This window comes from Candidatus Dormiibacter sp. (genome assembly GCF_050999135.1).
In the GTDB taxonomy this organism is placed as follows: domain Bacteria; phylum Chloroflexota; class Dormibacteria; order Dormibacterales; family Dormibacteraceae; genus Dormiibacter; species Dormiibacter spiritus.
In genome coordinates this window covers 20,867-42,435 of the sequence record NZ_JBPCPN010000025.1, presented here as the reverse complement: position 1 = coordinate 42,435, position 21,569 = coordinate 20,867, and the positions used below count along the sequence as shown (strand labels likewise).

Annotated in this window: 24 protein-coding genes; 16 read left to right on the top strand and 8 right to left on the bottom strand. The window is 65.1% G+C overall.

Annotation, left to right across the window (positions count from 1 at the left end):
- Positions 1 to 23: 23 nt before the first annotated feature.
- The 5 genes from ACR2MZ_RS06180 (at position 24) to ACR2MZ_RS06160 (ending at position 4,099) form a co-directional block, all read left to right on the top strand.
- Positions 24 to 302 carry an OsmC family protein gene (locus ACR2MZ_RS06180; protein ID WP_434004194.1) on the top strand — a complete coding sequence of 93 codons (279 nt, stop codon included), beginning with the start codon at positions 24 to 26 and terminating at the stop codon, positions 300 to 302.
- Between the two features lie 208 nt (positions 303 to 510).
- The gene (locus ACR2MZ_RS06175) at positions 511 to 1,680 is read left to right on the top strand and encodes an FAD binding domain-containing protein (RefSeq protein WP_434004193.1); all 1,170 of its coding nucleotides are present in this window, start codon (positions 511 to 513) and stop codon (positions 1,678 to 1,680) included.
- Between the two features lie 257 nt (positions 1,681 to 1,937).
- Complete coding sequence (locus ACR2MZ_RS06170; protein ID WP_434004192.1) at positions 1,938 to 2,384, top strand: cyclic nucleotide-binding domain-containing protein; 447 nt, start codon at positions 1,938 to 1,940, stop codon at positions 2,382 to 2,384.
- A gap of 95 nt (positions 2,385 to 2,479) precedes the next feature.
- The gene (locus ACR2MZ_RS06165; RefSeq protein WP_434004191.1) at positions 2,480 to 3,724 is read left to right on the top strand and encodes an ABC transporter substrate-binding protein; all 1,245 of its coding nucleotides are present in this window, start codon (positions 2,480 to 2,482) and stop codon (positions 3,722 to 3,724) included.
- Positions 3,725 to 3,784: 60 nt separating this feature from the next.
- Positions 3,785 to 4,099: a cupin domain-containing protein gene (locus ACR2MZ_RS06160; RefSeq protein WP_434004190.1), complete on the top strand. Its 315-nt coding sequence runs from the start codon at positions 3,785 to 3,787 to the stop codon at positions 4,097 to 4,099.
- 220 nt (positions 4,100 to 4,319) lie between these two features.
- On the opposite strand, the gene ACR2MZ_RS06155 is transcribed toward ACR2MZ_RS06160, so the two are convergent.
- The 5 genes from ACR2MZ_RS06155 to ACR2MZ_RS06135 are packed head-to-tail and all read right to left on the bottom strand — an operon-like array spanning position 4,320 to position 8,821.
- Complete coding sequence (locus ACR2MZ_RS06155; RefSeq protein WP_434004238.1) at positions 4,320 to 5,024, bottom strand: ABC transporter ATP-binding protein; 705 nt, start codon at positions 5,022 to 5,024, stop codon at positions 4,320 to 4,322.
- Complete coding sequence (locus ACR2MZ_RS06150; RefSeq protein WP_434004189.1) at positions 5,011 to 5,742, bottom strand: ABC transporter ATP-binding protein; 732 nt, start codon at positions 5,740 to 5,742, stop codon at positions 5,011 to 5,013. Before ACR2MZ_RS06150 ends, ACR2MZ_RS06155 begins: the two co-directional genes overlap by 14 nt.
- Positions 5,739 to 6,731 carry a branched-chain amino acid ABC transporter permease gene (locus ACR2MZ_RS06145; protein WP_434004188.1) on the bottom strand — a complete coding sequence of 331 codons (993 nt, stop codon included), beginning with the start codon at positions 6,729 to 6,731 and terminating at the stop codon, positions 5,739 to 5,741. The genes ACR2MZ_RS06150 and ACR2MZ_RS06145 overlap by 4 nt, the downstream gene beginning before the upstream one ends.
- Entirely contained in the window at positions 6,718 to 7,578 is an 861-nt protein-coding gene (locus tag ACR2MZ_RS06140; protein WP_434004187.1) for a branched-chain amino acid ABC transporter permease, read from the bottom strand. Before ACR2MZ_RS06140 ends, ACR2MZ_RS06145 begins: the two co-directional genes overlap by 14 nt.
- Positions 7,579 to 7,582: 4 nt before the next feature.
- Positions 7,583 to 8,821, bottom strand: a complete 1,239-nt coding sequence (locus ACR2MZ_RS06135; RefSeq protein ID WP_434004186.1) for an ABC transporter substrate-binding protein — start codon at positions 8,819 to 8,821, stop codon at positions 7,583 to 7,585.
- A gap of 78 nt (positions 8,822 to 8,899) precedes the next feature.
- Between ACR2MZ_RS06135 and ACR2MZ_RS06130 the strand changes: the two genes are divergently transcribed.
- Genes ACR2MZ_RS06130 through ACR2MZ_RS06120 form a run of 3 tightly spaced genes read left to right on the top strand, consistent with a single transcriptional unit; the run spans position 8,900 to position 11,672 of the window.
- Entirely contained in the window at positions 8,900 to 9,643 is a 744-nt protein-coding gene (locus ACR2MZ_RS06130; RefSeq protein WP_434004185.1) for a 5-oxoprolinase subunit PxpA, read from the top strand.
- On the top strand, positions 9,640 to 11,361 hold the full coding sequence (locus tag ACR2MZ_RS06125; RefSeq protein WP_434004184.1) for an FAD-dependent oxidoreductase: 1,722 nt from the start codon (positions 9,640 to 9,642) through the stop codon (positions 11,359 to 11,361). The genes ACR2MZ_RS06130 and ACR2MZ_RS06125 overlap by 4 nt, the downstream gene beginning before the upstream one ends.
- Positions 11,358 to 11,672 (top strand): 2Fe-2S iron-sulfur cluster-binding protein, encoded by a 315-nt coding sequence (locus ACR2MZ_RS06120; RefSeq protein WP_434004183.1) that lies wholly within the window; start codon positions 11,358 to 11,360, stop codon positions 11,670 to 11,672. The genes ACR2MZ_RS06125 and ACR2MZ_RS06120 overlap by 4 nt, the downstream gene beginning before the upstream one ends.
- 107 nt (positions 11,673 to 11,779) lie before the next feature.
- Here ACR2MZ_RS06120 and ACR2MZ_RS06115 read toward each other — a convergent pair whose 3' ends face one another.
- On the bottom strand, positions 11,780 to 12,031 hold the full coding sequence (locus ACR2MZ_RS06115; RefSeq protein ID WP_434004182.1) for a cupin domain-containing protein: 252 nt from the start codon (positions 12,029 to 12,031) through the stop codon (positions 11,780 to 11,782).
- Between the two features lie 268 nt (positions 12,032 to 12,299).
- Here ACR2MZ_RS06115 and ACR2MZ_RS06110 point away from each other — a divergent pair, with 268 nt between their 5' ends.
- Positions 12,300 to 12,959 carry a DUF2848 family protein gene (locus tag ACR2MZ_RS06110; protein ID WP_434004181.1) on the top strand — a complete coding sequence of 220 codons (660 nt, stop codon included), beginning with the start codon at positions 12,300 to 12,302 and terminating at the stop codon, positions 12,957 to 12,959.
- Positions 12,960 to 13,634: 675 nt separating this feature from the next.
- On the opposite strand, the gene ACR2MZ_RS06105 is transcribed toward ACR2MZ_RS06110, so the two are convergent.
- The gene (locus ACR2MZ_RS06105; RefSeq protein WP_434004180.1) at positions 13,635 to 14,336 is read right to left on the bottom strand and encodes a GntR family transcriptional regulator; all 702 of its coding nucleotides are present in this window, start codon (positions 14,334 to 14,336) and stop codon (positions 13,635 to 13,637) included.
- A 73-nt stretch (positions 14,337 to 14,409) separates the two neighbouring features.
- Here ACR2MZ_RS06105 and ACR2MZ_RS06100 point away from each other — a divergent pair, with 73 nt between their 5' ends.
- Genes ACR2MZ_RS06100 through ACR2MZ_RS06075 form a run of 6 tightly spaced genes read left to right on the top strand, consistent with a single transcriptional unit; the run spans position 14,410 to position 20,019 of the window.
- Positions 14,410 to 15,741 (top strand): ABC transporter substrate-binding protein, encoded by a 1,332-nt coding sequence (locus ACR2MZ_RS06100; protein WP_434004179.1) that lies wholly within the window; start codon positions 14,410 to 14,412, stop codon positions 15,739 to 15,741.
- 22 nt (positions 15,742 to 15,763) lie between these two features.
- Positions 15,764 to 16,648, top strand: coding sequence for a branched-chain amino acid ABC transporter permease (locus ACR2MZ_RS06095; protein ID WP_434004178.1), 885 nt, complete (start codon positions 15,764 to 15,766; stop codon positions 16,646 to 16,648).
- Entirely contained in the window at positions 16,645 to 17,601 is a 957-nt protein-coding gene (locus tag ACR2MZ_RS06090) for a branched-chain amino acid ABC transporter permease (RefSeq protein WP_434004177.1), read from the top strand. Before ACR2MZ_RS06095 ends, ACR2MZ_RS06090 begins: the two co-directional genes overlap by 4 nt.
- A 3-nt stretch (positions 17,602 to 17,604) precedes the next feature.
- Entirely contained in the window at positions 17,605 to 18,372 is a 768-nt protein-coding gene (locus ACR2MZ_RS06085) for an ABC transporter ATP-binding protein (protein WP_434004176.1), read from the top strand.
- Positions 18,365 to 19,117, top strand: a complete 753-nt coding sequence (locus ACR2MZ_RS06080; RefSeq protein WP_434004175.1) for an ABC transporter ATP-binding protein — start codon at positions 18,365 to 18,367, stop codon at positions 19,115 to 19,117. The genes ACR2MZ_RS06085 and ACR2MZ_RS06080 overlap by 8 nt, the downstream gene beginning before the upstream one ends.
- The gene (locus ACR2MZ_RS06075) at positions 19,114 to 20,019 is read left to right on the top strand and encodes a fumarylacetoacetate hydrolase family protein (RefSeq protein ID WP_434004174.1); all 906 of its coding nucleotides are present in this window, start codon (positions 19,114 to 19,116) and stop codon (positions 20,017 to 20,019) included. The genes ACR2MZ_RS06080 and ACR2MZ_RS06075 overlap by 4 nt, the downstream gene beginning before the upstream one ends.
- A gap of 177 nt (positions 20,020 to 20,196) precedes the next feature.
- On the opposite strand, the gene ACR2MZ_RS06070 is transcribed toward ACR2MZ_RS06075, so the two are convergent.
- Positions 20,197 to 20,598 (bottom strand): integrase core domain-containing protein, encoded by a 402-nt coding sequence (locus tag ACR2MZ_RS06070; RefSeq protein WP_434004237.1) that lies wholly within the window; start codon positions 20,596 to 20,598, stop codon positions 20,197 to 20,199.
- 60 nt (positions 20,599 to 20,658) lie between these two features.
- Between ACR2MZ_RS06070 and ACR2MZ_RS06065 the strand changes: the two genes are divergently transcribed.
- Entirely contained in the window at positions 20,659 to 21,567 is a 909-nt protein-coding gene (locus ACR2MZ_RS06065) for an alpha/beta hydrolase (RefSeq protein WP_434004173.1), read from the top strand.
- The last annotated feature ends 2 nt before the right edge of the window (positions 21,568 to 21,569 follow it).

The following is a 21,569-nucleotide window of genomic DNA, read 5'->3' as shown; positions in this document are numbered from 1 at the left end:
CCCAGGTGGTGCGGTACGCATCCATGACGAAGAAGCGGGTCAAGTCGGCCGAGTGCCGGTGCGAATTCGACGCCTGGGTCGACGGGTCGGTCCTGAAGGGCACGGTCCACTCCGGCGTGAATGAGTTCAGAACCCACCTAATCATCGAGTCGCCCGAGTCGGACGAGGATATTGCCCGGCTGATCAGGCTGGCCAAGCGGGGGTGCTTCGCCGAGCAGCTGGTGCAGAATCCGGTGCGGCTGAAGAGCACTTACGAAGTCAATGGCCGGAAATTTGAAATAGACCTCGATCAGGAAGGGTGAAGGCGCACGGTCCCGCCGGTTGACTACTCCGGCTGCTCGGGCCTGGGCAAACCGTGGCCGGTTGCTGGCCTCGACCAAGACCGTGCCCGAGTGTCGCGACCCCACTTAGCGGCTGCTGGTCCCGGTGGTGCCGCGCTGATGTCCCGACGGCATCGACCCGGTGGGACAGCGCATTGTGGCCACTCGTAGTTTGTGAGCCGTGCGACCGATGAGCGTGGTGGTTGTCGGGGGATCGCTGGCGGGCCTAACCGCGGGGCTGCTGCTGCGCGACCTCGGCCTCGACGTCAGGGTCTACGAACGGTCCGCGGCACAGCTGGAGAGCCGGGGGGCTGGCATCGTCGTCCACCCGATGGCGGTCCGCTATCTGGAGGAACGCGGCGGCCTCTCTCTGTCCCAGATCAGCACCCACGCTCACCGGTTGCTGTACATCGACAGGGATGGCGGGATCGCTTACGAGGAGCCGTGTGTCTGGAGCTTCACGGCCTGGAGCACTCTCTACCGGAGCCTTCGGGGACTGCTCGAGGAGGAACGCTACGCGCTGGGCGACGCCATGACCAGCTTCGCCCAGGACGAAGGCGGCGTGCATGTGAGCTTTCAGAGCGGCCGCGACGTCCACTGCGAGCTGCTCGTCTGCGCGGACGGCATCGCGTCGACCGGCCGGGGCCTGGTGCTGCCCCAAGTACACGATGAGTACGCAGGCTACGTCGCCTGGCGCGGCACGGTGTCGGAGGCTGAGCTCCCGGCAACGACCCAGGCGGTGGTGAGCGAGGCAATCGTCTACCACGTGATGCCGGACAGCCATATCCTCACCTACCCGATCCCCGCTTTAGACGGCTCGGTGGAGCCGGGCCGCCGGTTGATCAACTTCGTCTGGTACCGGAACGCCCGCGCCGGCGCGGAGCTGGAGCAGCTGAAGACCAATGGCCGCGCTGTACGCGACCAACCCCCAGGCGCGCCAGTTCCGGAGGAGCATCCGTTGACTCGGCTACGCCAAGCCGCGCGGTCGCTACCAGGGCCGCTGGCGGAGACCGTGCTAGGCACCGAGGAGCCATTCGTCCAGCCCATCCACGACGTCGTGGTGCCCCGCATGGCTTTCGGGCGCGTCTGTTTGATTGGCGATGCCGCCTTCGTGGCCCGTCCGCACGCGGCAGCGGGAACCGCCAAGGCGGCGGCGGACGCGTGGACGCTAGCGGAGGCGCTCGAGGCGGGTGGCGGTGACGTCGCACCGTCGCTGCGGCGTTGGGAGAAGGGCCAGTTGGAGCTCGGCAGGGGACTCGTGGCGAGGGTCCGCAAGGCCGGCGACCGCTCCCAGTTCGGGGGCGGCTGGCGCCCCGGCGACCCCTCTCAGCGCTTCGGCCTCTACGGCCCCGACCGATGAGCGGCGTGGCGGCTGCAGCCAGCGGATCATGACGCTGGAGCTAGCAGTTTCAGGAGCAGAAAGTTGAGGCGCTCTTCTTCTCTGCGCAGCCCGCCAGTCCCTTGCTCACAAGCTCTTGAAGCCCCACCGCAGCCGCCCGTGCATGGGTACGATGCCGCTTGCTTCACAGCGTTCATACTGTCATGCAAATGCGCTGTTGTGAGCCGCTGGACGCGGTTCACCGGCAGCGCGCAACCACCGGGTAGACGAGAAGAGGAATGCCAGTCCACGCAACAGATCCCAAGGTGCTCCAGCTGAAGGAGCTGCCCATCTTCGCCAGCCTCCGTGTGAAGCAGCTCAGCATGATGGCCGCCAACCTTGACTTTGCGGTCATTGAGGAGCGCCAGGTGATGATGACCGCCGGTCGGCACAACGACGCCTTCTGGATCATCCTCAAAGGGCGCGTTGAGCTAACGATCGGGGGCCGGGTTGGCGAGCAGCTTGGTCCGGGTGACCTGTTCGGCCTCCCCAGCATGTTTGCCGGCCGCGACTCGACCGCGGACGCGGTGGCGTTGACCGAGGTGGAGGCGCTGGTCGCCAGCCACCAGCAGTTCAACATTCTAGTCGGGGACCCGGAGATCGCAATTCGTTTCAAGGCGGCGGTCTTCGACCGGCTGCGTGATGAGGTCTATCAGCTGACGCGAACCTCGGCTGCAGGGCACTGAACCCTGGCTGCAGCAGCCAGGAAGCGTGCTTGACCCTCGGCCGAGACCCGGGTCAGATAGATTGTGATTGGAGCGCTAGCTAACAGGGGGTCGTCATGCTCATTCATCGCCTTCGCCATATCGCGTGCGCCCTCTCCTGCCTGCTGCTGGCGGCGGCCTGTGGCTCCTCCGGCAGCTCCTCTGCCCAGAGCTCCGGGCCGATCAAGGTCGGCTTCATCCTGCCCCAGACCGGCAATTTCGCCGCCAACGGCCAAGACGAGCGGGACGGCTGGAACTTGGCCATGAAGGAGGTCGGCGACACGGTCGGTGGCCGGAAGATCCAGACCATCTTCACCGACGACGCCGCCGATCCCAACCAGGGCCTAAGCGCTGCCCGCCAGCTGGTGGAGACACAGAAGGTCGATCTCCTGATTGGCCCGTTGGCCGCCAACGTGGGGCTTGCCGTGCGCAGCTACGTCGCCACCTCCGGCATTCCAACCCTCTACATCAGCGCCTGCTCGTCCGAGTTGGCGACCTCGGAAAAGACGACCAACCTGATCCTGACCGGTTGGACCTGCGACCAGCCGACCCTGAACTTTGGCAAGTACGTCTACGACAAGCTCGGCTACCGGCACATTACGACGGTGGCCATGGACTACGCCTTCGGTTGGCAGGGCACCGGGGGCTTCACCAGCTCGTTTGAGGCCGCCGGCGGGAAGATCGACAAGCAGATTTGGGCCCCGATTAACGCCCCCGACTACAGCCCCTATGTAGCGGAGATTCCCAACACCACCGACGCGGTATTTAACCTCTCCGCGGGCACCGCTTCCGTCCGGTTCACGTCAGCCTACAAGCAGTTTGGTCTGAAGGGCAAGATCCCATTGATCGCCGGCGGCACGATGACCGACTGGTCGGTACTGCGCTCCGAGTCGCCCGACACCGTGTTGGGGGTGGTCACCGTACTGCAATACGCAGACGGCATTAACAGCCCTGCCAACAACAAGTTCGTAGAGGAATACAAGGCGGCAACCGGCAACTATCCGTCCTACTATGCAGAGTCCGCCTATGCCTCCTACAAGCTGATCTATGCGGTGATGAAGAAGCGCAACGGGGCGACGAGCGACCGACAGGCGGTCATCAAGGACCTAAAGACAACCCAGTTCCAGGCACCCCGCGGCCCTGTCTCCATCAGCTCAGACACCAATTCGCCGATCCAGAACATATACATCCGCAAGGTGGCCCTGGTGGACGGGGCACTTCGCAATGTGGTCGTCGACACCATCAAGGCTAGCCAACCCTGGGGACCTCTTCCCAAGGAGCAGTGGAAGAAGCAGGCCCCCAAGTACTCACGTTCAGGCTGATCGAGGGAACGACCGCCAGGGCCTTCCGCTGAGCCGATCCGCGAACCTTTAGGGAGCAACATGCCGCAGATCCATTTCGCCGCCGACAACGCCACACCGGTCGAGCCGGCCTACTCCGACGCGGTCGGCCCCGTGTACCGGACGGGAACGGTCGAAGTGGCCCAGATCCACTTCAAGGCCGGCGAGGGTGCCCGGCCGCACCACCATCCCGAGGAGCAGGCGGTGGTGCTGCTCCAAGGCCGGATGCGTGTGCGCTTGGGCACCGAGACGTTCGAAGCCGGACCTGGCGACGCTTGGCACGTCCCATCGGAAGTTGAGCACGAGGTCAGGTGTCTTCAGGACGCGGTGGGCGTGAGCTTCAAGAGGCTGGGCTGACGAACCCACGTCAGGTCTTTGAGAGCCTTCGTAACCAGATTAGATGGGCTCACAAATGCGGTTTGGTGGCCACGGCGTGAATCAGCCTACTTGGTTCAACTGATTCATTCCAGTTACTCGCCTCACCGTCAATTTTTCGCCGTTACGATGCACTAAGGCCAACGCTCGCGACATGGGGCGAGATCAGGTCATGGTGGCGAAACGAGCGACCGGGGCCCTCTCAGAGACCCAGATAAGCGCGTCTGACCTCTTCGGATTCGGCCATCTCCGCGCTCGGGCCGGAGAGGACGATGCGCCCGGTCTGAAGCACATACGCACGGGCCGCCAGCGCCAGCGCCTGCTTGAGACGCTGCTCGACCAGCAGCAGGGTCAGCCCGCGCTGATTGATCTCGCGCAGAGAGTTGAAGATCCTGTCCACCAGCAGGGGGGCGATTCCCAGCGACGGCTCGTCGAGCAGCAGAAGGCGTGGCTTCGACATCAGGGCCCGGCCGATGGCGAGCATCTGCTGCTCACCCCCTGAGAGGGTTCCGGCAGCCTGATCCCGACGCTCTCTCAGGACCGGGAACATCTGAAACACGTTGTCGATCTGCAACTGGCGCCATGCTCGGTCCCGCTGCCGGTAGGCGCCCAGCATGAGGTTGCGCCAGACCGCCTGGCGAGGAAACAGCCGCCTGCCCTCCGGCACCAGCCCAATACCGAGTTGGACCAGCCGGTGCGCCGGCAGACCCATGACATCCCGGCCTGCGAAGAGCACACTTCCCGCCGAGGCCGGCTTCAGACCCGCTATGGCGGCCAGAAGGGTCGTCTTGCCAGCTCCGTTCGCACCGACCAGCGAGACGATCTCACCCTCCTGCACCTCTAACGACACTCCGCTCAGAGCCGGCGCCCCGTCGTAGGCGACGGAGAGGTTTCTAACCTCCAGCAGCGGCATGCTGATCTCCCAGGTAGGCCTCGATGACCGCGCTATCGCGGGCCACCTCGGCGGGAGTCCCCTCGGCGATCTTCACGCCGTGGTCGAGCACGACTACGCGCTTGGAGAGCGGCATCACGACCTCCATCACATGCTCCACCAGCAAGACCGCGAGGCCGCTCTGGTTCAGCTTGCGCACCAGCTCCACAGCCTCGGACGTCTCCACCGGCGTGAGTCCCGACATCACCTCGTCCAGCAGCAGCAGCCGCGGCTGAGTCGCCAACGCCCGGGCGAGCTCGAGGCGCTTTTTGGAAGCCACCGTAAGGTTGACGGCCGCCTGCCCGGCCAGTTCCCCCAGACCTACCGTCTCCAGCACCTGCTCGGCCATCGCCCGCGCCCGCGCCGGCCGGGTCTCACGCAGGTAAGAGCCGACCATCACGTTCTCCAGCACCGTCATCGACTTGAAAATTCGCATGATCTGGAACGTCCTGCCGATCCCCGCCCGCGCCGCCCGGTCCGCCGACCAGCCGCCGACCTGGGCGCCCTGGAAGGCGAGGCTCCCGCTGGAAGGCGACAGGGAGCCCGCTATCAGCGCGAAAAGGGTCGTCTTGCCGGCCCCGTTGGGTCCGATCAGGCCCACGACGTCACCCTCCCCGACCACAAGGTCGACGTCGTTCACGGCGACCAGGCCGCCAAATCGTCGCGTCAGTCCACCTAGCTCGAGCAGGCTCATCGCCGCACTGGTCGTCGGCGCATCGGTAGGCGCCCCCCGAGTCGCCTGCCGATGCCGACCAGGCCCGCCGGTTCCACGACGGCGATCAGCATGACCAGCAGCCCGTAGATGACCAGGTCGAGCGCGTTCCCCGCCCCGGAGAGGCGCACGCGGGTCTCCTCCTGGATTACCTGGAGCACCCAGGCCCCGACCAGCGGACCCCAGAGGCTGCCGGCGCCGCCCAGCACGCCGACCAGGACGATGGCGATCGACAGGTTCAGCGAAAGCACTACGTTGGGGTCGATGAACAGCGAGTACATCCCGTAATAGCTGCCGGCCAACGAAGTGATCGCAGCCGAAAGCGCGAGCGCGTAGAGCTTGTAACGGCGGACGGGAACGCCCATCGCTCGCGCCACATCCTCATCGTCGCGGATCGCTTTGACGTAGGCCCCCGCCTTGCCCTGCATGAACAGCCAGATCGCCAGGCTGGAGACGCCCAGGAGCGCGAGAGCGATCAGGTGATAGGGCAGCAGATCTCGGGTGGAGAACTGGAGGTTCGCCAACGAAGCCTCACGAATCGGTAGCTCGATGCCGGTTGCGGCGCCAAGCGCCTTGTTGTTCACCACGATGATGAAGATGACCTGCTGCATTGCGATCGTGGCGATGGAGAAGTAATGGCTCCGCAGACGGAAGACCGGGAACCCGATCATGATTCCCAGCGCGACAGCGACCAGACAGCCCGCCGCCATCCCGACCCAGGGCGAGAGGCCGTAACGCACGAGCAGATAGCCAGTGGTGTAGGCGCCTGTCCCGTAAAAAATCGAGTGCCCGAACGAGACCTGGCCGGCTATGCCGCCGAGCAGATTCCAGGCGGCCGCCGCTGAGGCGCTGACAAGGGCGAGCACCGCCACGTTCTGCCAGAAGGCGTCCTTCACCACAAACGGGTACACGAAGAGCAGCAGCCCCACTGCGGCCGCGGGGGCAAAACGCCGGAGGTCAGCGCGCGCCAAACAGACCCTGGGGGCGAACCATGACGATCACCAGGTAGAGCGCGAAGATGGCGGCGAAACCATAGGCGGGCTGAAAGAGACCTACCACGTCTTGGATTACCCCCATCGCCAGGCCCGCGATCAAAGCTCCCTGCAATGAGCCGAAGCCGCCCATGGAAACCACCACGAAGGCGATGAGGCCGAATCCTGCCCCGATCTCGGGAGTGACCGGGAAGAAGTTCATCAACAGGGCTCCCGCCACCCCCACGCTGGCGCCGGCGACAGCCCAGGTGAGCAGGTGGATGCGACTGGGATCGATCCCCATCAGGCGAGCCGCGTCGGCGTCCTGGGCGACTGCGTTGATGGCGGAGCCGAGCTCGGTTCGGGAGAGAAGCAGATAGACGAGCAGAGTGCAGACAATCGCGCCCAGCGCAGCCGTCAGCTGCGCTCCCCCCGCCACCACGCCGCCGATGACCAGACGAACCGGGCCCACCAGCGGATCGGGAATGCCGCGCGTATTGGCGGTGAAGGCGAACTGGGCCACTCCGCGCATGAACACCAGAAGGCCGAAGGTCACGATTATCTGTGAGAGCATCGGTCCTTTCAGGACGCGCCTGATCAGGACGGTGTAGACGAGGATGCCGAAGCCGGCCATGGCCAGAGCCGCCAGCGGTATCGATACCAGCGGATCCAGCCCGCCGTAGAGCCAAACGAAGAAGGTGATATACATGGCGGCCATCAGAAAGTCGCCGTGGGCGAAGTTGACGATGTCCATGACGCCGAAGATCAGTGTCAAGCCCACCGCCACCAGGGCATAGATGGCGCCCAACAGCAGGCCGCTGACCGAGGCCTGCGAGAGTTCGGTCAAGCCCTCATCGGCTGGAAAGGGGCGGCGCCGGCCAGACAAGCTTGGTGGTCGCCGCATCGGCGGGCCAGACCAGCTCGTAGCGGCCGTTGACCATCTGCTCGATCACGCCGGCCGACTGCTCGTTCTGGCCGTTCGCATCGAACTTGATGCCCTTCCAGGGCATGATCGTCTTGGTCTGCTTGTAGTTCCTCAACGCCGTGCGTACCTTTTCGGGATCGGTTGAGCCGGCCTGCTGGATCGCCTCGCCGGCCGTGATCATGGATGTGAATTCCCTGGCCGAGTTCTCTGTCATGGGCTGGTTGTAGTTCTTCTGAAAGAGATCCGCGGCCGCCTTGGCGGCCGGGTTCTTGTCGCCGTACTGGGCGGCCCAGGAGGCGCGCGTGATCGAGTAGTTGGCCAGCGGCCCGAGTGCCTTGATGAACGTGGGGTCGATCCAACCCGCGCCGAAGGCGAGGATGGCCGGCGGTGTGTAGCCGAGCTGCGCGGCGGTCTTGACGAACAGGATGGCGTCGTTGGTGAAGGCAAGGGTGAAGACGGCGTCGGGGTTGTCACTGCGGATCTTCTGAACCTGCGACGTGAGATCCGTGGAGTTGCCCTGGAATGAGATGTCGTCAGCGATCGTGGTGCCGTTCTGGCCTGCGACCTCGGTGATGATCTTGGCGCCGTCGTTGCCGAACTGATCGTTGGTGTGGAGGATCACGGCCTTCTTCACCGGGTGCTGCGATCGGATGGATTTGAGCCAGTCGAAATAGGTCTGGGCGAAAGTCTTGTCGCTCGGCCCAACCCGGAAGAACCACTTGAGGCCGCGTTCGGTCAGGGCCGTGGAGGAGGAGGAGCCGCAGACGGTGGGGATGCCGAGGCGCTCGGACCGCTCGCTGGCCGTGAGAGTGGTAGCGGATTGATAGGTGCCGACGATCGCCGCGACCTTCTCGGTGCGCCCCAGACGGTCGACCTCACTCGCCGCGATCTGCGGGTTGCTCTGTGTGTCGCTGGGAACCAGGCTGATCTTGCCGACCGTCAACTTGGGGATGCCAACCTCGGGATACTTGCCGTTGAGCACGTCCCTTGCCAGCTCGACGCCGTGCAGCACGTCCTGGCCCTGGCTGGCGCTCGGACCCGTCAACGGCTCGAGCACACCGATTTTGATGTCACCCAGGTTGGCGCCGGACGCCTGTAAGCTGCCGCCGTTCCCGCCACCACCACAGGCCATGGTCAGCACGACCGCTGCCAAGAGCGGCAGCAATTGCCTTGTCCCTCTGCCGGGAAATCCGCCTCGGCGTCGGCGCGTGCCGGGCAGCGGGCCCACTATGCTGAACTGCGGGTGCCCGCAGGCATGGCCGGCTTGGCCTCGGCGGCCGCGGTGGGCAACTGCCAAGCTGGAATCATGATCAACCTCAACTCTGATCTTGGCGAGGGCGTCGGGGACGACGCTGGGATCCTACCCTACATCGACAGCGCCAACGTGGCGTGCGCGGTGCATGCCGGCTCAGCCCTGGTCAGCCTCGGCACCGTTCGGCGCTGCCGAGAGCTAGGCGTCGAGGTGGGCGCTCACCCCGGCTATGACGACCGCCAGAACTTTGGCCGCGCCGAGGTTCCGATGTCCGTGGCCGAGATCGACACGCTGGTGCGCTTCCAGGTCCTGGGGCTCGCCGCTGTGGCGGAGCTCGGCTACATCAAGCCCCACGGGGCGCTCTACCACCGTGCCCAGGCGGATCCCGAGGTGGCTGACGCGATCGCCCGGCTTGCCGGCGAGCTGAGCATCGCGGTGATGGGCCAGCCGGGGTTCCAGCTTGTGGCTGCCGCCGGCCGGGCAGGCGTGCCTGCGATCCGGGAGGGCTTCGCCGACCGCGCATACCTTCCGGACGGCAAACTGGCGCCGCGCACCCAGGCTGGTTCGGTTCTCGATCCGGCAGGCGCGGCCGAGCAGGCCATCCGGTTCGCCCGGACTGGCGAGTTCGACTCCGTCTGCATCCACGGCGACTCCCCCGGCGCCGGGGAGGTGGCCCGCTCGGTCCGGGAGGCGCTTCGCTCCGCTGGGGTGCGGACCGGGCCCAACCGCCGGTGAGCGTCGCCGAGCTGCGCGCCGCCATCGTCGTGGTCGGCGGCGGCGCGGCCGGGATGTACGCCGCGATCGAAGCTTCTCGGCATGGTGCCGACGTGCTCCTGCTCGACAAGAGCCTGGTTGGCCGGGGAGGCGCGACGGTGATGGCGCAGATGACCGTCGCGGCGGCGATCGGCCATGCGGACGCCGACGACTGGCGGCTGCATCACGAGGACACGATGAGGAGCGGGAAGGGGCTGAACGACGAGTCGCTGGCCCGTCTTCTCTGCTCCGAGGGCCCGGATCGGATCCTGGAGACACGCCGGATGGGGGTTCGCTGGGCGGCCGACGGCGATCGGCTCCGCCAGGTGGACGCCCCTGGCCATTCGCGGCGCCGCTGCTGCTACGTCGGGTCGCTGGGGACCGGCATCGGGGTCTCGAACGGTCTCCGGAAAGAGCTTCGTCGGCGCCAGGTCAGGACTCGGTCGGGCCTGTTCGTCATCGACTTGCTGCTGGCCGGCGACGGACACTGCGCGGGGGTGGTCGCGCTCGATGTGCAGGCGGGAGAACTTGTCGTCGTCTGGGCCGGCGCGGTCGTCCTGGCCTGTGGTGGGCTGACCGAGCTCTTCGCGCGCAACTCGGCCTCGGTGAACATGACGGGCGACGCCCATGCGTTGGCGCTGCGGGCAGGCGCGTCTCTGCTCGATGCTGAGATGGTCCAGTACTTTCCTATCGGCAATCTCGCCCCCCGGCTGGTCGGGCTGGACCCGATCATGTGGGATCCCTTCCGTTACCAGCTAGGCGGCCGGTTGCTGAACGGATCGGGCGACGAGTTCGTGCAGCGCTACTCGGAGATGGCCGACGAAGGCCGCTACTCCACGCCGCGAGACGTGCTGACGTACGCGATCCTGACTGAGGTTGCGGCGGGACGCGGCACGCCGAATGGCGGTGTCTGGTTGGACTTCCGGGGGGTGCCCTTCGAGAAGATCAGGTCACTGTTCCCGCACGCGGTGGCGAAGCTTCTCGAGCAGGGGGTCGACCTTCGCGAACGGGCGGTGGAGGTGGCACCCATGGCGCACTACACGCTCGGTGGCGTTCTCGTCGACGATTCCATGGCGACATCGGTGCCAGGGCTGTATGCGGCAGGCGAGGCCGTGGGTGGCGCTCATGGCGCCAACCGGCTGTCCGGCAATGCCATTACCGAAGCCTTCGTCTTCGGCCATCGAGCAGGCCGGTCCGCCGCCGCGTACGCTGCTGACGCGGGCTCACCCGGTCCCGATCCAGCTGCCCGCGAGGGCAGAGACCGTGCGGTGGCGCGAGTCGAGGCCGAGCTCGGACGCAACCCTTCGAGCAGGCTTGGTATGCCGGTCCTGCGTCGGGAATTGCAGGCTGTCATGTGGGAGAACGTTGGTCCTTTCCGCACGGCCGCGGGTCTGGCCACGGCATCGACGGCGCTCGACTGCCTGGAATACGAGCAGCTGCCCGCCACCCGCGTGGGCGCCGCCCGGCGCTACAACATGGAGTGGTACGAGGCGCTGGAGATGCGCAACCTGCTCCTCGCCGCACGTTCCATCGTCCTAGCCGCCAGCGAGCGAAGGGAGAGCCGCGGCGCCCACCAGCGAGAGGACATGGCTAGGACGCTGGCGGAGTTCGAGATGAATAGTGTCGTTGCGCTTCGCGATGGTTCGTTGACCCACGGTTGGCGCCCGGTAGTGCGCGACGCGGTAGGGGTGCCGGCGTGAGGCTGACCGTCCAGCGGTTTGATCCCCTGAGTGAGGATGCGCCGCACGACGACTCCTGGGAGGTGCCGGAGTATGAGGGCATGACAGTGCTCGACGCACTGAACTGGGTGCGCGAGCAGAGGGACCCGACTCTGGCCTGCCGCTTCTCCTGCAGGGTGGCCAACGCCTGCAAGGAGTGCAGCGCGATGGCGAATGGAAAGGCGGCCTACGTCTGCACAGTCCCAGCGGTGGGCGAGGTGAGAGTGAAACCGCTGCCCCACAAGCGTCTGATCAGGGACCTCGTGGTGGAGACGAGCCTCGGCGGCGATTAGAACTCGTGGGAACCTGCGCTGAATTCGTCGGACACCGCCCAACGTCAAGGTCGACCTGTGTCTCGATCTACGCGACCCGGCTAGGGAACAAGTCGAATTGTTCCTAGTTAGGTCCCGGGGAGGGCGTCGATCAGGAAGAGCTGCGTTGTCCCGGAGGTCGCGTTTGATCCGCGGTGGCCGGGCTGCGCCGAGAGCAGAAATGCATGGCCGGCGCCAGCGATCAGCGGCTCCCGGCCGTCCTCGAAGTCATACCGGATGGAACCACTGACGACGAACCCGCTGTGCGGTGTGGAGCACCAGCCCGAACGAGTCGCCCCAGCTCGATACTCGACGATCGCCCAGCGAATCCCTTCGATCACCAGCTCCCGCTCTGTGACTCCGGCCTCGTGAGAAGCCGTTTCCTGATTAACCAGCGGAATTGATAGTGGCTCGGAAGACATTCGGACGATTCCTCCTGGATCACGCGTCACCGCAGCTTTGAGTTTTACCGCCACCTTACGGAACCGATCGCCCTCGCCCTGGTCTAAGGGCACCATCGGCCATCGCGGCTCAGGTAGTCGGGGATCCGCTACTTGGCGCTGGTTTTAGGGTCAGGTTCCGTAAGTCGTGCAGCCCTAACCTGATCGTGTGAGGGTCACACTCAACTGCAGCGGCCGGGCCTTAGAGCTTGATTCGCCGCGGGTGTTTGCTGCTGCATACACCGGACGAGGCGCCGCGGCCGTCCAGCGCCACGTCGACGAGCTGGCCGCCGCCGGCGTGCCGCCACCCGCCCGGGTTCCGTTCGCATTCCCGGTCCTGCCCCGACTGCTTGAAATAGATCCTGGCACCATCAATGTCTACGGCGCCGAGACGAGCGGCGAGGCGGAGCCGGTGATCGTGCTGCTCGACGGCGAGCCTCGCTATGTGGGGGTGGGAAGTGACCACACCGACCGAGTGCTCGAGCGTACGTCCATTGAGCTGTCCAAGCAGGTGTGCCCGAAGGTCCTGGCGCTCGATGTTTGGAAACTGGGGGATGTGATCGAGCGATGGGACTCTCTCCGGCTCACCGCAAGCTCGGATGGCCGGCCGTATCAGAACTCGAGCCTTGTGACCATGCTGCCGCCGACAGACCTTGTCGACGTGGTGCCTCGGGCGAAACTCGGGCCGGTGGCGCTGCTGTTCTGCGGAACCGTGCCACTCCTCGGTGACCTCGACTTCGGCCGCAAGTTCCACGTCGCACTGGTCGACGAGGCCGCGAATCGATCGCTGCAGGTCGACTACGAGGTGGAGATACTCCAGGGATCCTAAACGCATATCGCAGGTGAAGTCAGAACGGCTTCGGCATGTTGACTGCGGAAAGGGCTCCGGACGTTGTCGAGCAAGGCGCCCGGGGCCAGGGGGGTAGATCAAACCACGGGCCATCGTCGCAAAGGCGCCGACGAGTTCAACCTGCCCCCCAACAAGGCTCCCCATGAACTCCAGTTGCCCTGTCCTCACACAGGCAGAGAAGTAGCCGTCGGTCGCACACTCGTAGTGGCGGCAGAGGTGGGGCACCTGCTTGACCAGGCGGCTAGCGTCCTCGACTGCCAATTCCCCGAGTCAATAGAGGAGTTGAGTGCCTCGCGGTCGGTTGAGCAGCCGAACCACGGCACTTCCATTGTCCCACCGGCGGGTCCGCATACGCCGACCGAACGATCGTCGTCGTTTGAGCTGTGGCAGGTGTGTCGTGGGCTTGTTGATGCGGGCTCGGCCGACTGGTATCACAGATCGACCGCAGAGTGGCCAACGAGACCTCCGGCCCTGTAGCCGCATCGGTTGACGGGGAGAGCGAGCGCGACCGTGGTCCATGCTCAAGCAGCGCCAAGTCCTTTGCGATCGCCAGACCATGACCGGCCGCACCTCCCGTGCTTGGATGGACGAACCGGAGCCGCGCCTACCCGTGTCATAAGTCCGGCCGGTCGCGCCTGGGCCGGCCTTAGCTTGCTAAGGCAGAGAGCCTCCGTGCTTACGCGAAATCGCCTTTTTCAGCGTCTCAACGACGCGGTTGAGGTGCTCGCGCATAGCTACTTCGGCCGCGTCCGGATCACGGGTCGCGAGGGCCTCGACGATCCGCTCGTGCTCGCCCAGGGAGCGGGGGGGTCGGCCCGGCTCGAGGATCGTGCGGTACTGGAAGCGGATGCTCTGAGACTTGAGGTTGGCGAGCAGCCGGCTCGCCACGCCCTGGTCGCCGATCGCCCAAATCCGCTGATGGAAACGCCCGTTCATCTCTGAGTAGCCGAGCGGATCGCCTTCCTCCACCCGCCGGGCCATCTCACTTAGGATGTCCCTCAGTTCACACAGGTCGCGGTCGGTGGCCCTCTCGGCAGCATGCCTGACAACCAACCGCTCTAGAGCAGCCCGCACCTGCTCAATCTCCAGTGCCTCTTGGTCCGTGACCAGCCTGACCCGTGCTCCCCGGTTTGGATCTCGCACGACCAGCCCCTCCTGATCCAGCCGCACCAGTGCCGCCCGGACCGTGGTGCGGCCGGCGCTGAGTAGGCGGGTGAGGTCCGCCTCGACCAGCCGCTGGTTGGGGTGGAACGCGCCACCAACGATCGCCTCGCGCAGGCGCCGGTAAGCCGCCACGCCGCTGTCGAGACTCGGTTCGGCCGCCTGTACCGAAGTGGATTGGCGGGCTGCAGACATCGTTCACGACATTAGCTGACACAGCGGCCCAAAGTGTGTATAAGATTGTCGACATTCCGCTGGGAGGTTGAACGTGAGACAGATTGCAGATTCTCGGCCGATCGGCTTCCGGCTTGGCGCGGTGGTGGCGGCTGGGCTCGCCCTGCTGAGCGCGGCCTGCGGTAGCGGCAACTCAACCGGCAGCAGCAGCAACTCCGGAGGCGGTCCCCTCGTGGTTGGCATCCTCGCGCCCTTCACTGGACAGGATGCGGCGCTTGGCCCTGCCTACTTCGCAGCCTGCTTACCCGCGGTGCGCGCGATCAACGCCGCCGGCGGCGTCCAGGGCCACCAGCTCCAGTGCAAGCAGTTCGACACCCGTGGCGACCCGGCCGACGCTGTTCCCGCCACCCATCAAATGATCGCCAGCAATTCGAACTTGATGATGGTGATCGGCTGCACCTCGGACGAGGCTGCAAGCGTAGTGCCGATACTCGAGCAGGCCAAAATTCCGTCCTTTTGCCAGACCGGGCAGTCGGAGTTCAACAAGAGCACCTTCAAGTACTTTCATCGGTTGGTTCCGCCGGACGAGTACGACGCGTATGCGATGGTCGGAATCGCCCTCTACCACAGCAAGTTCAAGCGAATCGCGCTCGTCTTCGGCAACGACATCGGCTCCCAGGCCTTCGTCGAGCCGGCCAAGAAGGCGATCGAGAGGAATGGCGGCGTCGTGGCCATCAACCAAGCCCTGGCGCTAGGTCAACCGTCCTACCGGACTGAGGTCCAGAAGCTGATCGACGCGAAGCCCGACGTGATTCTGACGGAGGCCCTTGGTTCCACCGATGCAACCTATCTTGCGGAGCTGAAGCAGCTGCACGGAATGATGATTCCGGTGATCGGCTCCTCCGCCACCATCGACCCGGTTTGGTTCAAGGCGGTCTCAGCCGCGATCGGAGTACCGGACGTCCTGCAGTACTACCTGGCCAACGACACCCCGACCGACTTTCAGGGTCCTGGCTATGAGGCGTTCAGGACCAACTTGCTCGCCTCGGCGAGTGACTTCGCCGATGCGCCCAAGTACACCAAGCGCGCCTCAACGATCCACCTTTACGACGGCGTGGTAATGACCGCTCTGGCGATGGAGACCGCCAAGAGCAGCGACCGAGCTACGTTCAACCCCGCGATCATCAAGGTCGGCAACGGAGTCTCGGGTGCGACCGAGGTCAACACGTACAAGGCGGGTCTCGATGCGATCAAAGCCGGCAAGACGGTTCACTTCATAGGCGCCGGTGGCGCCACCAAGTTCGACCAGTATCAGAATTCCCAGACCGGCTACGTTATCGCCAAGTACGACGAAAAGGGTGACGAGCAGGTAATCGCGAAGCTATCCCAGGCCCAGATCGACCACCTGATCACGTCGGCACAGTAGCGCTTTTAGAGAACCTTCAAGGGTGAGCCTTTTCACAGCCGCCTTTGGTTTCGGTCTGGTGACGGCCGCCGTGTTGGCGATCGGCGCAGTTGGCTTCACGATGCAGTTCGGAATCACCAACCTCATCAATCTCGCCTACGGCGACGTGATGATCACGAGCGCGTTTGTTTCCTACGCTCTGAATCAACACGGCGTGAGCATCTGGATCGCGCTCCTCGCTGGTGCGGCCTGGGGTGCTCTCCTGTCCTTCTTGCTGAATCGATTCCTCTACGGGCCGTTTCAGCGAAAGGGAACCTCACACATCGGCCTTGTCATTATCTCCTTGGCTGCCGGCATCATGACCTCCAACCTCCTCCTCGCCCTGGTGGGCGCTGATAACGTGTCCTACGTTCAATCGGCGGGCGCGACCTTCCGCCTAGCCGGCATGATCCTGACCACAGAGCAGGTGGTGATCATCGTCATCGCACTCGTTCTGATGGTCGTTATTCACGGCCTACTGACGTACACCCGACTCGGCAAGGCGATGCGGGCGACGGCAGCCAATCCGACCCTCGCCCGCAACTGCGGTATTCCGACCAATCGAGTGATCGATGTCGTTTGGATCATGACCGGTCTCATGTGCGGGCTGGCCGGGACGATCGCGGCGATGAACTCAGAGTCTTTCGCGGTTGCGAACGGATCCGGCTTTCTGATCACGATTCTCGCCGCGGCGGTGCTGGGCGGCGCCGGCCAGCCGTACGGAGCAATGATTGGGGCCATTGTCATCGGCCTCGTAACCGAGATGAGCGCCGCCGTGCTCTCACCCGAGTACAAGGCGGTGATCGCATTTGTGATCCTGGTCACGGTCATGGTGCTCCGGCCCCAGGGCCTGCTGGCCAAGTTCGGCGCGGCGGCTTCAGCAGGATGACTTACTACATCACCACCATCCTGGTCTACGCGGGCGTGGACATCATCGCCTGTATAGCCCTAAGCCTTCAGTTCGGCGTCTCTGGGCTGGCGAATTTCGGATTCATCATCTTCCAGGCTGCGGGCGCCTACGCTGCGTCGGTTCTCTCGATGCCGCCGGACACAGCCAACGGCGGCTTTCAGAAGTACATCCTGGGACTTGACCTTCCGTTTCCTATTCCCTGGATCGGCGGCGCTGTCGCCGGAGGCTTGCTCGCCCTCCCGGTTGGGATCGTCGTGCTCCGCAAGCTGCGCGGCGACTATCAGGCGATCGCCTTGCTGGTCATCTCGGTCATCGCAAATACGCTCATCACTAACCAGCGCCCAATCCTGAACGGCGCCGCCGGACTCTCGCTGGTGCCGGCCCCTCTCAACGGGGTTCTCGACACCGGCAACGAAAGCTACCAATGGATCTACGTGGGGATCTCTGCCGTCTGCGTTTTCCTGATCCTGGTCGTCTCCCAGCGAATCGTGAACTCACCGTACGGGCGGAGCCTGCGCGCGATGCGTGACAACGAGCAGGCGGCGGCCGCACTGGGCAAGAACCTGGTGGTTCTGAAGCTGACCATGTTCGTCGTCGGCGGAGTCGTGGCGGGGCTGAGCGGGGCGATTTTGGTCGGGTTCATCGGACTGTGGGCCCCCGCCGGCTGGTATTACCCCGAGACAATCATCATCTTTGCGGCAGTCATCGTCGGCGGACGCGGAAACAACTGGGGCGCCGCCCTGGGTGCGCTGCTTGTCCCGCTCGGCTTCGAGGAGGTCACCCGCTTCATGCCCAACTTCGGCAGGCCGGGATTGGTGCCCGCGATCCAATGGGTGGCGATCGGGCTTATGATCATCGGGTTCCTCTGGTTCCGGCCGAAGGGCATCCTGCCCGAGCGGCGGCGCAAGTTTCCCGAGCCGACTGCCGTCTAAGACGTGCCTTCAGCGACCCCGCTCCTGGAGGCCAGGAATGTCCATCGGCACTTCGAGGGTATGCGCGCGGTGGATGGCGTTTCCATCCAGGTCCAGCCAGGCCGCATGACCGGCCTGATCGGACCCAACGGCGCAGGCAAGTCGACCTTCATGGCGGTCCTGGCCGGGACTGTTCCGGCAACCGCAGGAACTGTGCACTACAACAACGAGGACATCACCCGGTTGCCGGCTTACCAGCGGGCACGCCGGGGCCTCGTGCGGACATTTCAACTCCCCAGCGAGTTCGCCGAGCTGACAGTGCTCGAGAACCTGCTGGCGGCGGCGCCCGGCAATCGCGGCGACTCCCTCCTGGGAGCCCTACTGGGCAAGCGCCACTGGTGGCACGACGAGGAGGCGTTGGTCGTCCGCGCACGAGGGCTGCTCGATCGGTTCCGGATGCGGGCCAAGGAGTCGGAGTACGCCGGAAATCTGAGCGGAGGCCAGAAGCGTTTGGTCGAAGTCATGCGAGCACTGATGCTGCAGCCCAAGCTGCTACTGCTGGACGAGCCGATGGCCGGCGTGCATCCAAACACGGTGGGTGAGATTGCCTCCTATCTTGAGACGCTTCGCGACGAAGGGCTGACGATCCTGATCGTCGAGCACCAGCTGGCCATCGTCGAGCGCCTGTGCGACCCGGTGGTGGTGATGGCGCAGGGTCGGGTGATCGGCGAGGGCAGGCTTGGCGACCTCCGCAAACAGCGAGCGATCGTAGAGGCGTACCTGGTTGGCTAGCCGCCCCGAGCCGCTCTTCGTGGCGACCCGAGTGACAGCGGGCTACGGCGCTGTCCCGATCATCCAAGACGTCTCGATCGACGTTGCGCCGGGCGAGGTCGTATCGGTGATCGGGCCCAACGGAGCCGGCAAATCCACACTGCTCAAAGCACTGATCGGAGTCCTTCGAGTCGACCCCGGCGAGGTGAAGCTTGGCCGAGAGGTGGTGACTAACCGGGCGCCTGAACAGCTGGCCCGCCTCGGCGTTGGCTACGTGCCCCAGGTGAACGATATCTTCGGTCCGCTAACCGTAGTGGAGAACATGGAGATGGGCGGCTACCTGCTGAAGGCGGCCGAGATCGAGGGGCGGATGCGGGAGGTGATGGACGTCTTCCCCGCGCTCAAGGCAATGCTCAAGCGGCGGGCGGAAAAGCTCAGCGGCGGGGAGCGGAAGATGCTGGCGGTCGCCCGCGTCCTGATGCTCGACCCGCGGGTCCTGATCTTGGACGAGCCAACGGCCAACCTCTCGCCGATGCTGGCCGACAGCCTCCTTCGCGACCATGCGCGCCGCCTCGCGGATCTTGGCAGAGCTGTTCTGCTGGTTGAGCAGAGGGCGCGGCTGGCGCTTGAGATATCCAACTGGGCCATTGTCTTGGTCAACGGGCGGAAGGCCCTTGAGGGGTCACCAGCGGACCTGTTGGGACGCTCGGATTTTGAAGAGCTGTATTTGGGAGCCGGCGTCGCCGGCAAGGAGCAGACAACATGAGACTGGCAGTTTTTGACGGTGGGAGCGGACGTCGACTGGGTGCGCTGCGCGCGGGTGGGCAAGATTTGGTGGACCTCACCGAGGCCGCCTCCAATGGTGCCCAGGCACCGGCTGACTTGCTGAGCCTGATCGCCGCCGGTGGCGATGGGGTGGACGCGATTCGCGGTGTGGTCGCGAGGGCAAAAGGGGCCGCGATCAAGCCGCTGGACTCGGTCGAGTTGCTGGCTCCCTACGACAAGTCGTGTGGAAACATCCTGTGCATCGGCCGCAACTACCAAAAGCATGCCGAGGAAGGGGCGGGCGTCCGCGGCGAGGAGGTCAAGCCGCCAACCATCTTCTCGAAAGCGATCACGTCGATCGCAGGCCCTAACGCCGATCTCCGCATCGCATTTGCGGTGTCAAAGGACATCGACTGGGAGGTGGAGCTGGGGGTGATGATCGGGAAAGCCGGAGTCGACGTCAAACGCTCCGAGGCGTTGTCCCACGTCTTCGCCTACACGGTCGTCAACGACATCAGTGCTCGCGACATTCAGAACGGCTGGGGTGGTCAGTTCTTCAAGGGGAAAAGCCTCGACAACTCGGGCCCGATCGGCCCCTTTTTGGTCACCGCCGACGAGATTCCCGACCCTCAGTCGCTTCGGCTGCGGTGCCTCGTCAACGGGGTGGTGAAGCAGGATGCCAACACGCGGGACATGATCTATCCGGTCGACGCTACGATTGAGTGGCTTTCGCGCGGGATGACCCTGCTGCCCGGCGCCCTCATCGCGACAGGCACGCCGGAGGGAGTCGGTTTTGCCCGCAAGCCACCCGAGTTCCTGCGGGACGGGGACCTACTCGAGTCGGAGGTGGAGGGGATCGGGAGGCTGCGGAACCGGATCGTCTCCGCCAGTGGCGGCGCCTGATTCACCGCCTGGACCCGTTGAGGCGGTCGTCGAAGAAACCGAGCAAACCGCCGCCGGGAACTGAGGCTGGTTCCGCTCCTTTCAGTTGCCGGTGTCCGAGCCCGCACTGATCAGTTCAGCGTTCAGGATTTCGCCGTTCGAAGGAGAACCCGAAGGGCGGCGAGACTCCATCCCCATTCAAGCCGCCCGAGCGTAGAGGTGGCGCAGGCCGCCCAAGACGGGCCGAGACACGACGCGGCCACGGGCTCGGGCGCTGCCGGAAAGCGGACTTTGCAGCCTCAGGCTGCGATGCGGTCGGTCGCGATTGTAGTAATCGGCGAACTCGGCCAGCACTGCGCGCAGGTGGCGATCGTCGAACACCAACAGGTTGCGGCATTCGGTCCGACTGTGACGTGACTTTGACCGTGAGCTGGCGAGCCTGGGCAGCGCCGGCGTGCCGCCACGGGCGCCGAACGCCAACGCCGTGGCCGAGCGGATCGTGCGAACCACATCGACGAGGCAGTGCCGTCCGGCTGTTGCCCCGGCTTGCCTGACATCTCCCGCTGTCGGCCCGCCGCTGGGCCTCGACTGGCCGGTCATCGTCAATCTACGGGTGCACCCTACAATCGCAACCAAGCCGTTCAAGGGAGGAGGGAGACGATGTCAGGAGTGATGACGCGTGACCCTGTGCGGGTCGATGTCGGCAGTGGAGTGGTGGTCGCGGGTTCGTCGGCCAAGCCGAGTGAGCCGAGCAACCAACCCTTGATCGTGACCCTTCACGGCGGGCTCTACTCTGCGAAGTACTTCGACGTGCCGACGTGGCCCGGCGGCTCGTTCATCGAACTTGCTGTCGAGCAGGGCTACCCGATCGTGAGTTTCGACCGGCCTGGCTACGGGTCCAGTTCTAGCCTCGCGCCGGCCGACAACACCTACGAGCGCCAGGCAGAGATCCTCGGCGTGGCAATCGAGCAAGTTGCCGCGTGGATATCCGCGTCCGGCGTCGTGCTGGTCGGTCACTCGATCGGCGGCATGATTGCACTGACCATCGCCGCCCGCGAGTCTGGGTTCAAGCTGTTTGGGGTCTCGGCCACTGGCCTCGGATCGTTGATCCCCACCGGCGGCGCCTCCGAAGGGTTGGCCGCCGCCACGTCGGCGACCGGCCTGGACACCGTCGCCCTTCCGCCCGAGCAATGCGACGGGGTAATGTTCGGCCCCTCGTGGACTTTCGACCCCGGTGTGCTGCCGGCCGCCCACGCCTCCTACGCACCGGCGCCGGTGGTCGAGCTCGTGGCCGCCTCACGTTGGGCGGCGGAGAAGCTGCCTCAGCTCGCGCCCAAGGTCACCGTACCGGTCCACAACTCGTTGGCAGAGTTCGACGCCCTGTGGGTGAGCTCGCCGGAGACGATTGCGCGCTTCGCGACCCTCTTCACCGCCGCTCCCTTCGTCGACGCGAGCATCGCGCGAGGGACGGGTCACAGCATCGACCATCACAGGCTTGGGCACGCTCTGCAGCTCCGCCAACTCGCCTTCGCGGACGAGTGCCAGCTGCTGGCGGAGCAGCCGCGCTGACC

Coding starts and splice junctions, on each gene's coding strand:
- ACR2MZ_RS06160 (WP_434004190.1), top strand. CDS start 3,785: ATGCCGCAGATCCATTTCGCCGCCGACAACGCCACACCGGTCGAGCCG.
- ACR2MZ_RS06180 (WP_434004194.1), top strand. CDS start 24: ATGACGAAGAAGCGGGTCAAGTCGGCCGAGTGCCGGTGCGAATTCGAC.
- ACR2MZ_RS06075 (WP_434004174.1), top strand. CDS start 19,114: ATGAGACTGGCAGTTTTTGACGGTGGGAGCGGACGTCGACTGGGTGCG.
- ACR2MZ_RS06090 (WP_434004177.1), top strand. CDS start 16,645: ATGACTTACTACATCACCACCATCCTGGTCTACGCGGGCGTGGACATC.
- ACR2MZ_RS06070 (WP_434004237.1), bottom strand. CDS start 20,598: ATGACCGGCCAGTCGAGGCCCAGCGGCGGGCCGACAGCGGGAGATGTC.
- ACR2MZ_RS06165 (WP_434004191.1), top strand. CDS start 2,480: ATGCTCATTCATCGCCTTCGCCATATCGCGTGCGCCCTCTCCTGCCTG.
- ACR2MZ_RS06170 (WP_434004192.1), top strand. CDS start 1,938: ATGCCAGTCCACGCAACAGATCCCAAGGTGCTCCAGCTGAAGGAGCTG.
- ACR2MZ_RS06150 (WP_434004189.1), bottom strand. CDS start 5,742: ATGAGCCTGCTCGAGCTAGGTGGACTGACGCGACGATTTGGCGGCCTG.
- ACR2MZ_RS06105 (WP_434004180.1), bottom strand. CDS start 14,336: ATGTCTGCAGCCCGCCAATCCACTTCGGTACAGGCGGCCGAACCGAGT.
- ACR2MZ_RS06065 (WP_434004173.1), top strand. CDS start 20,659: ATGTCAGGAGTGATGACGCGTGACCCTGTGCGGGTCGATGTCGGCAGT.
- ACR2MZ_RS06175 (WP_434004193.1), top strand. CDS start 511: ATGAGCGTGGTGGTTGTCGGGGGATCGCTGGCGGGCCTAACCGCGGGG.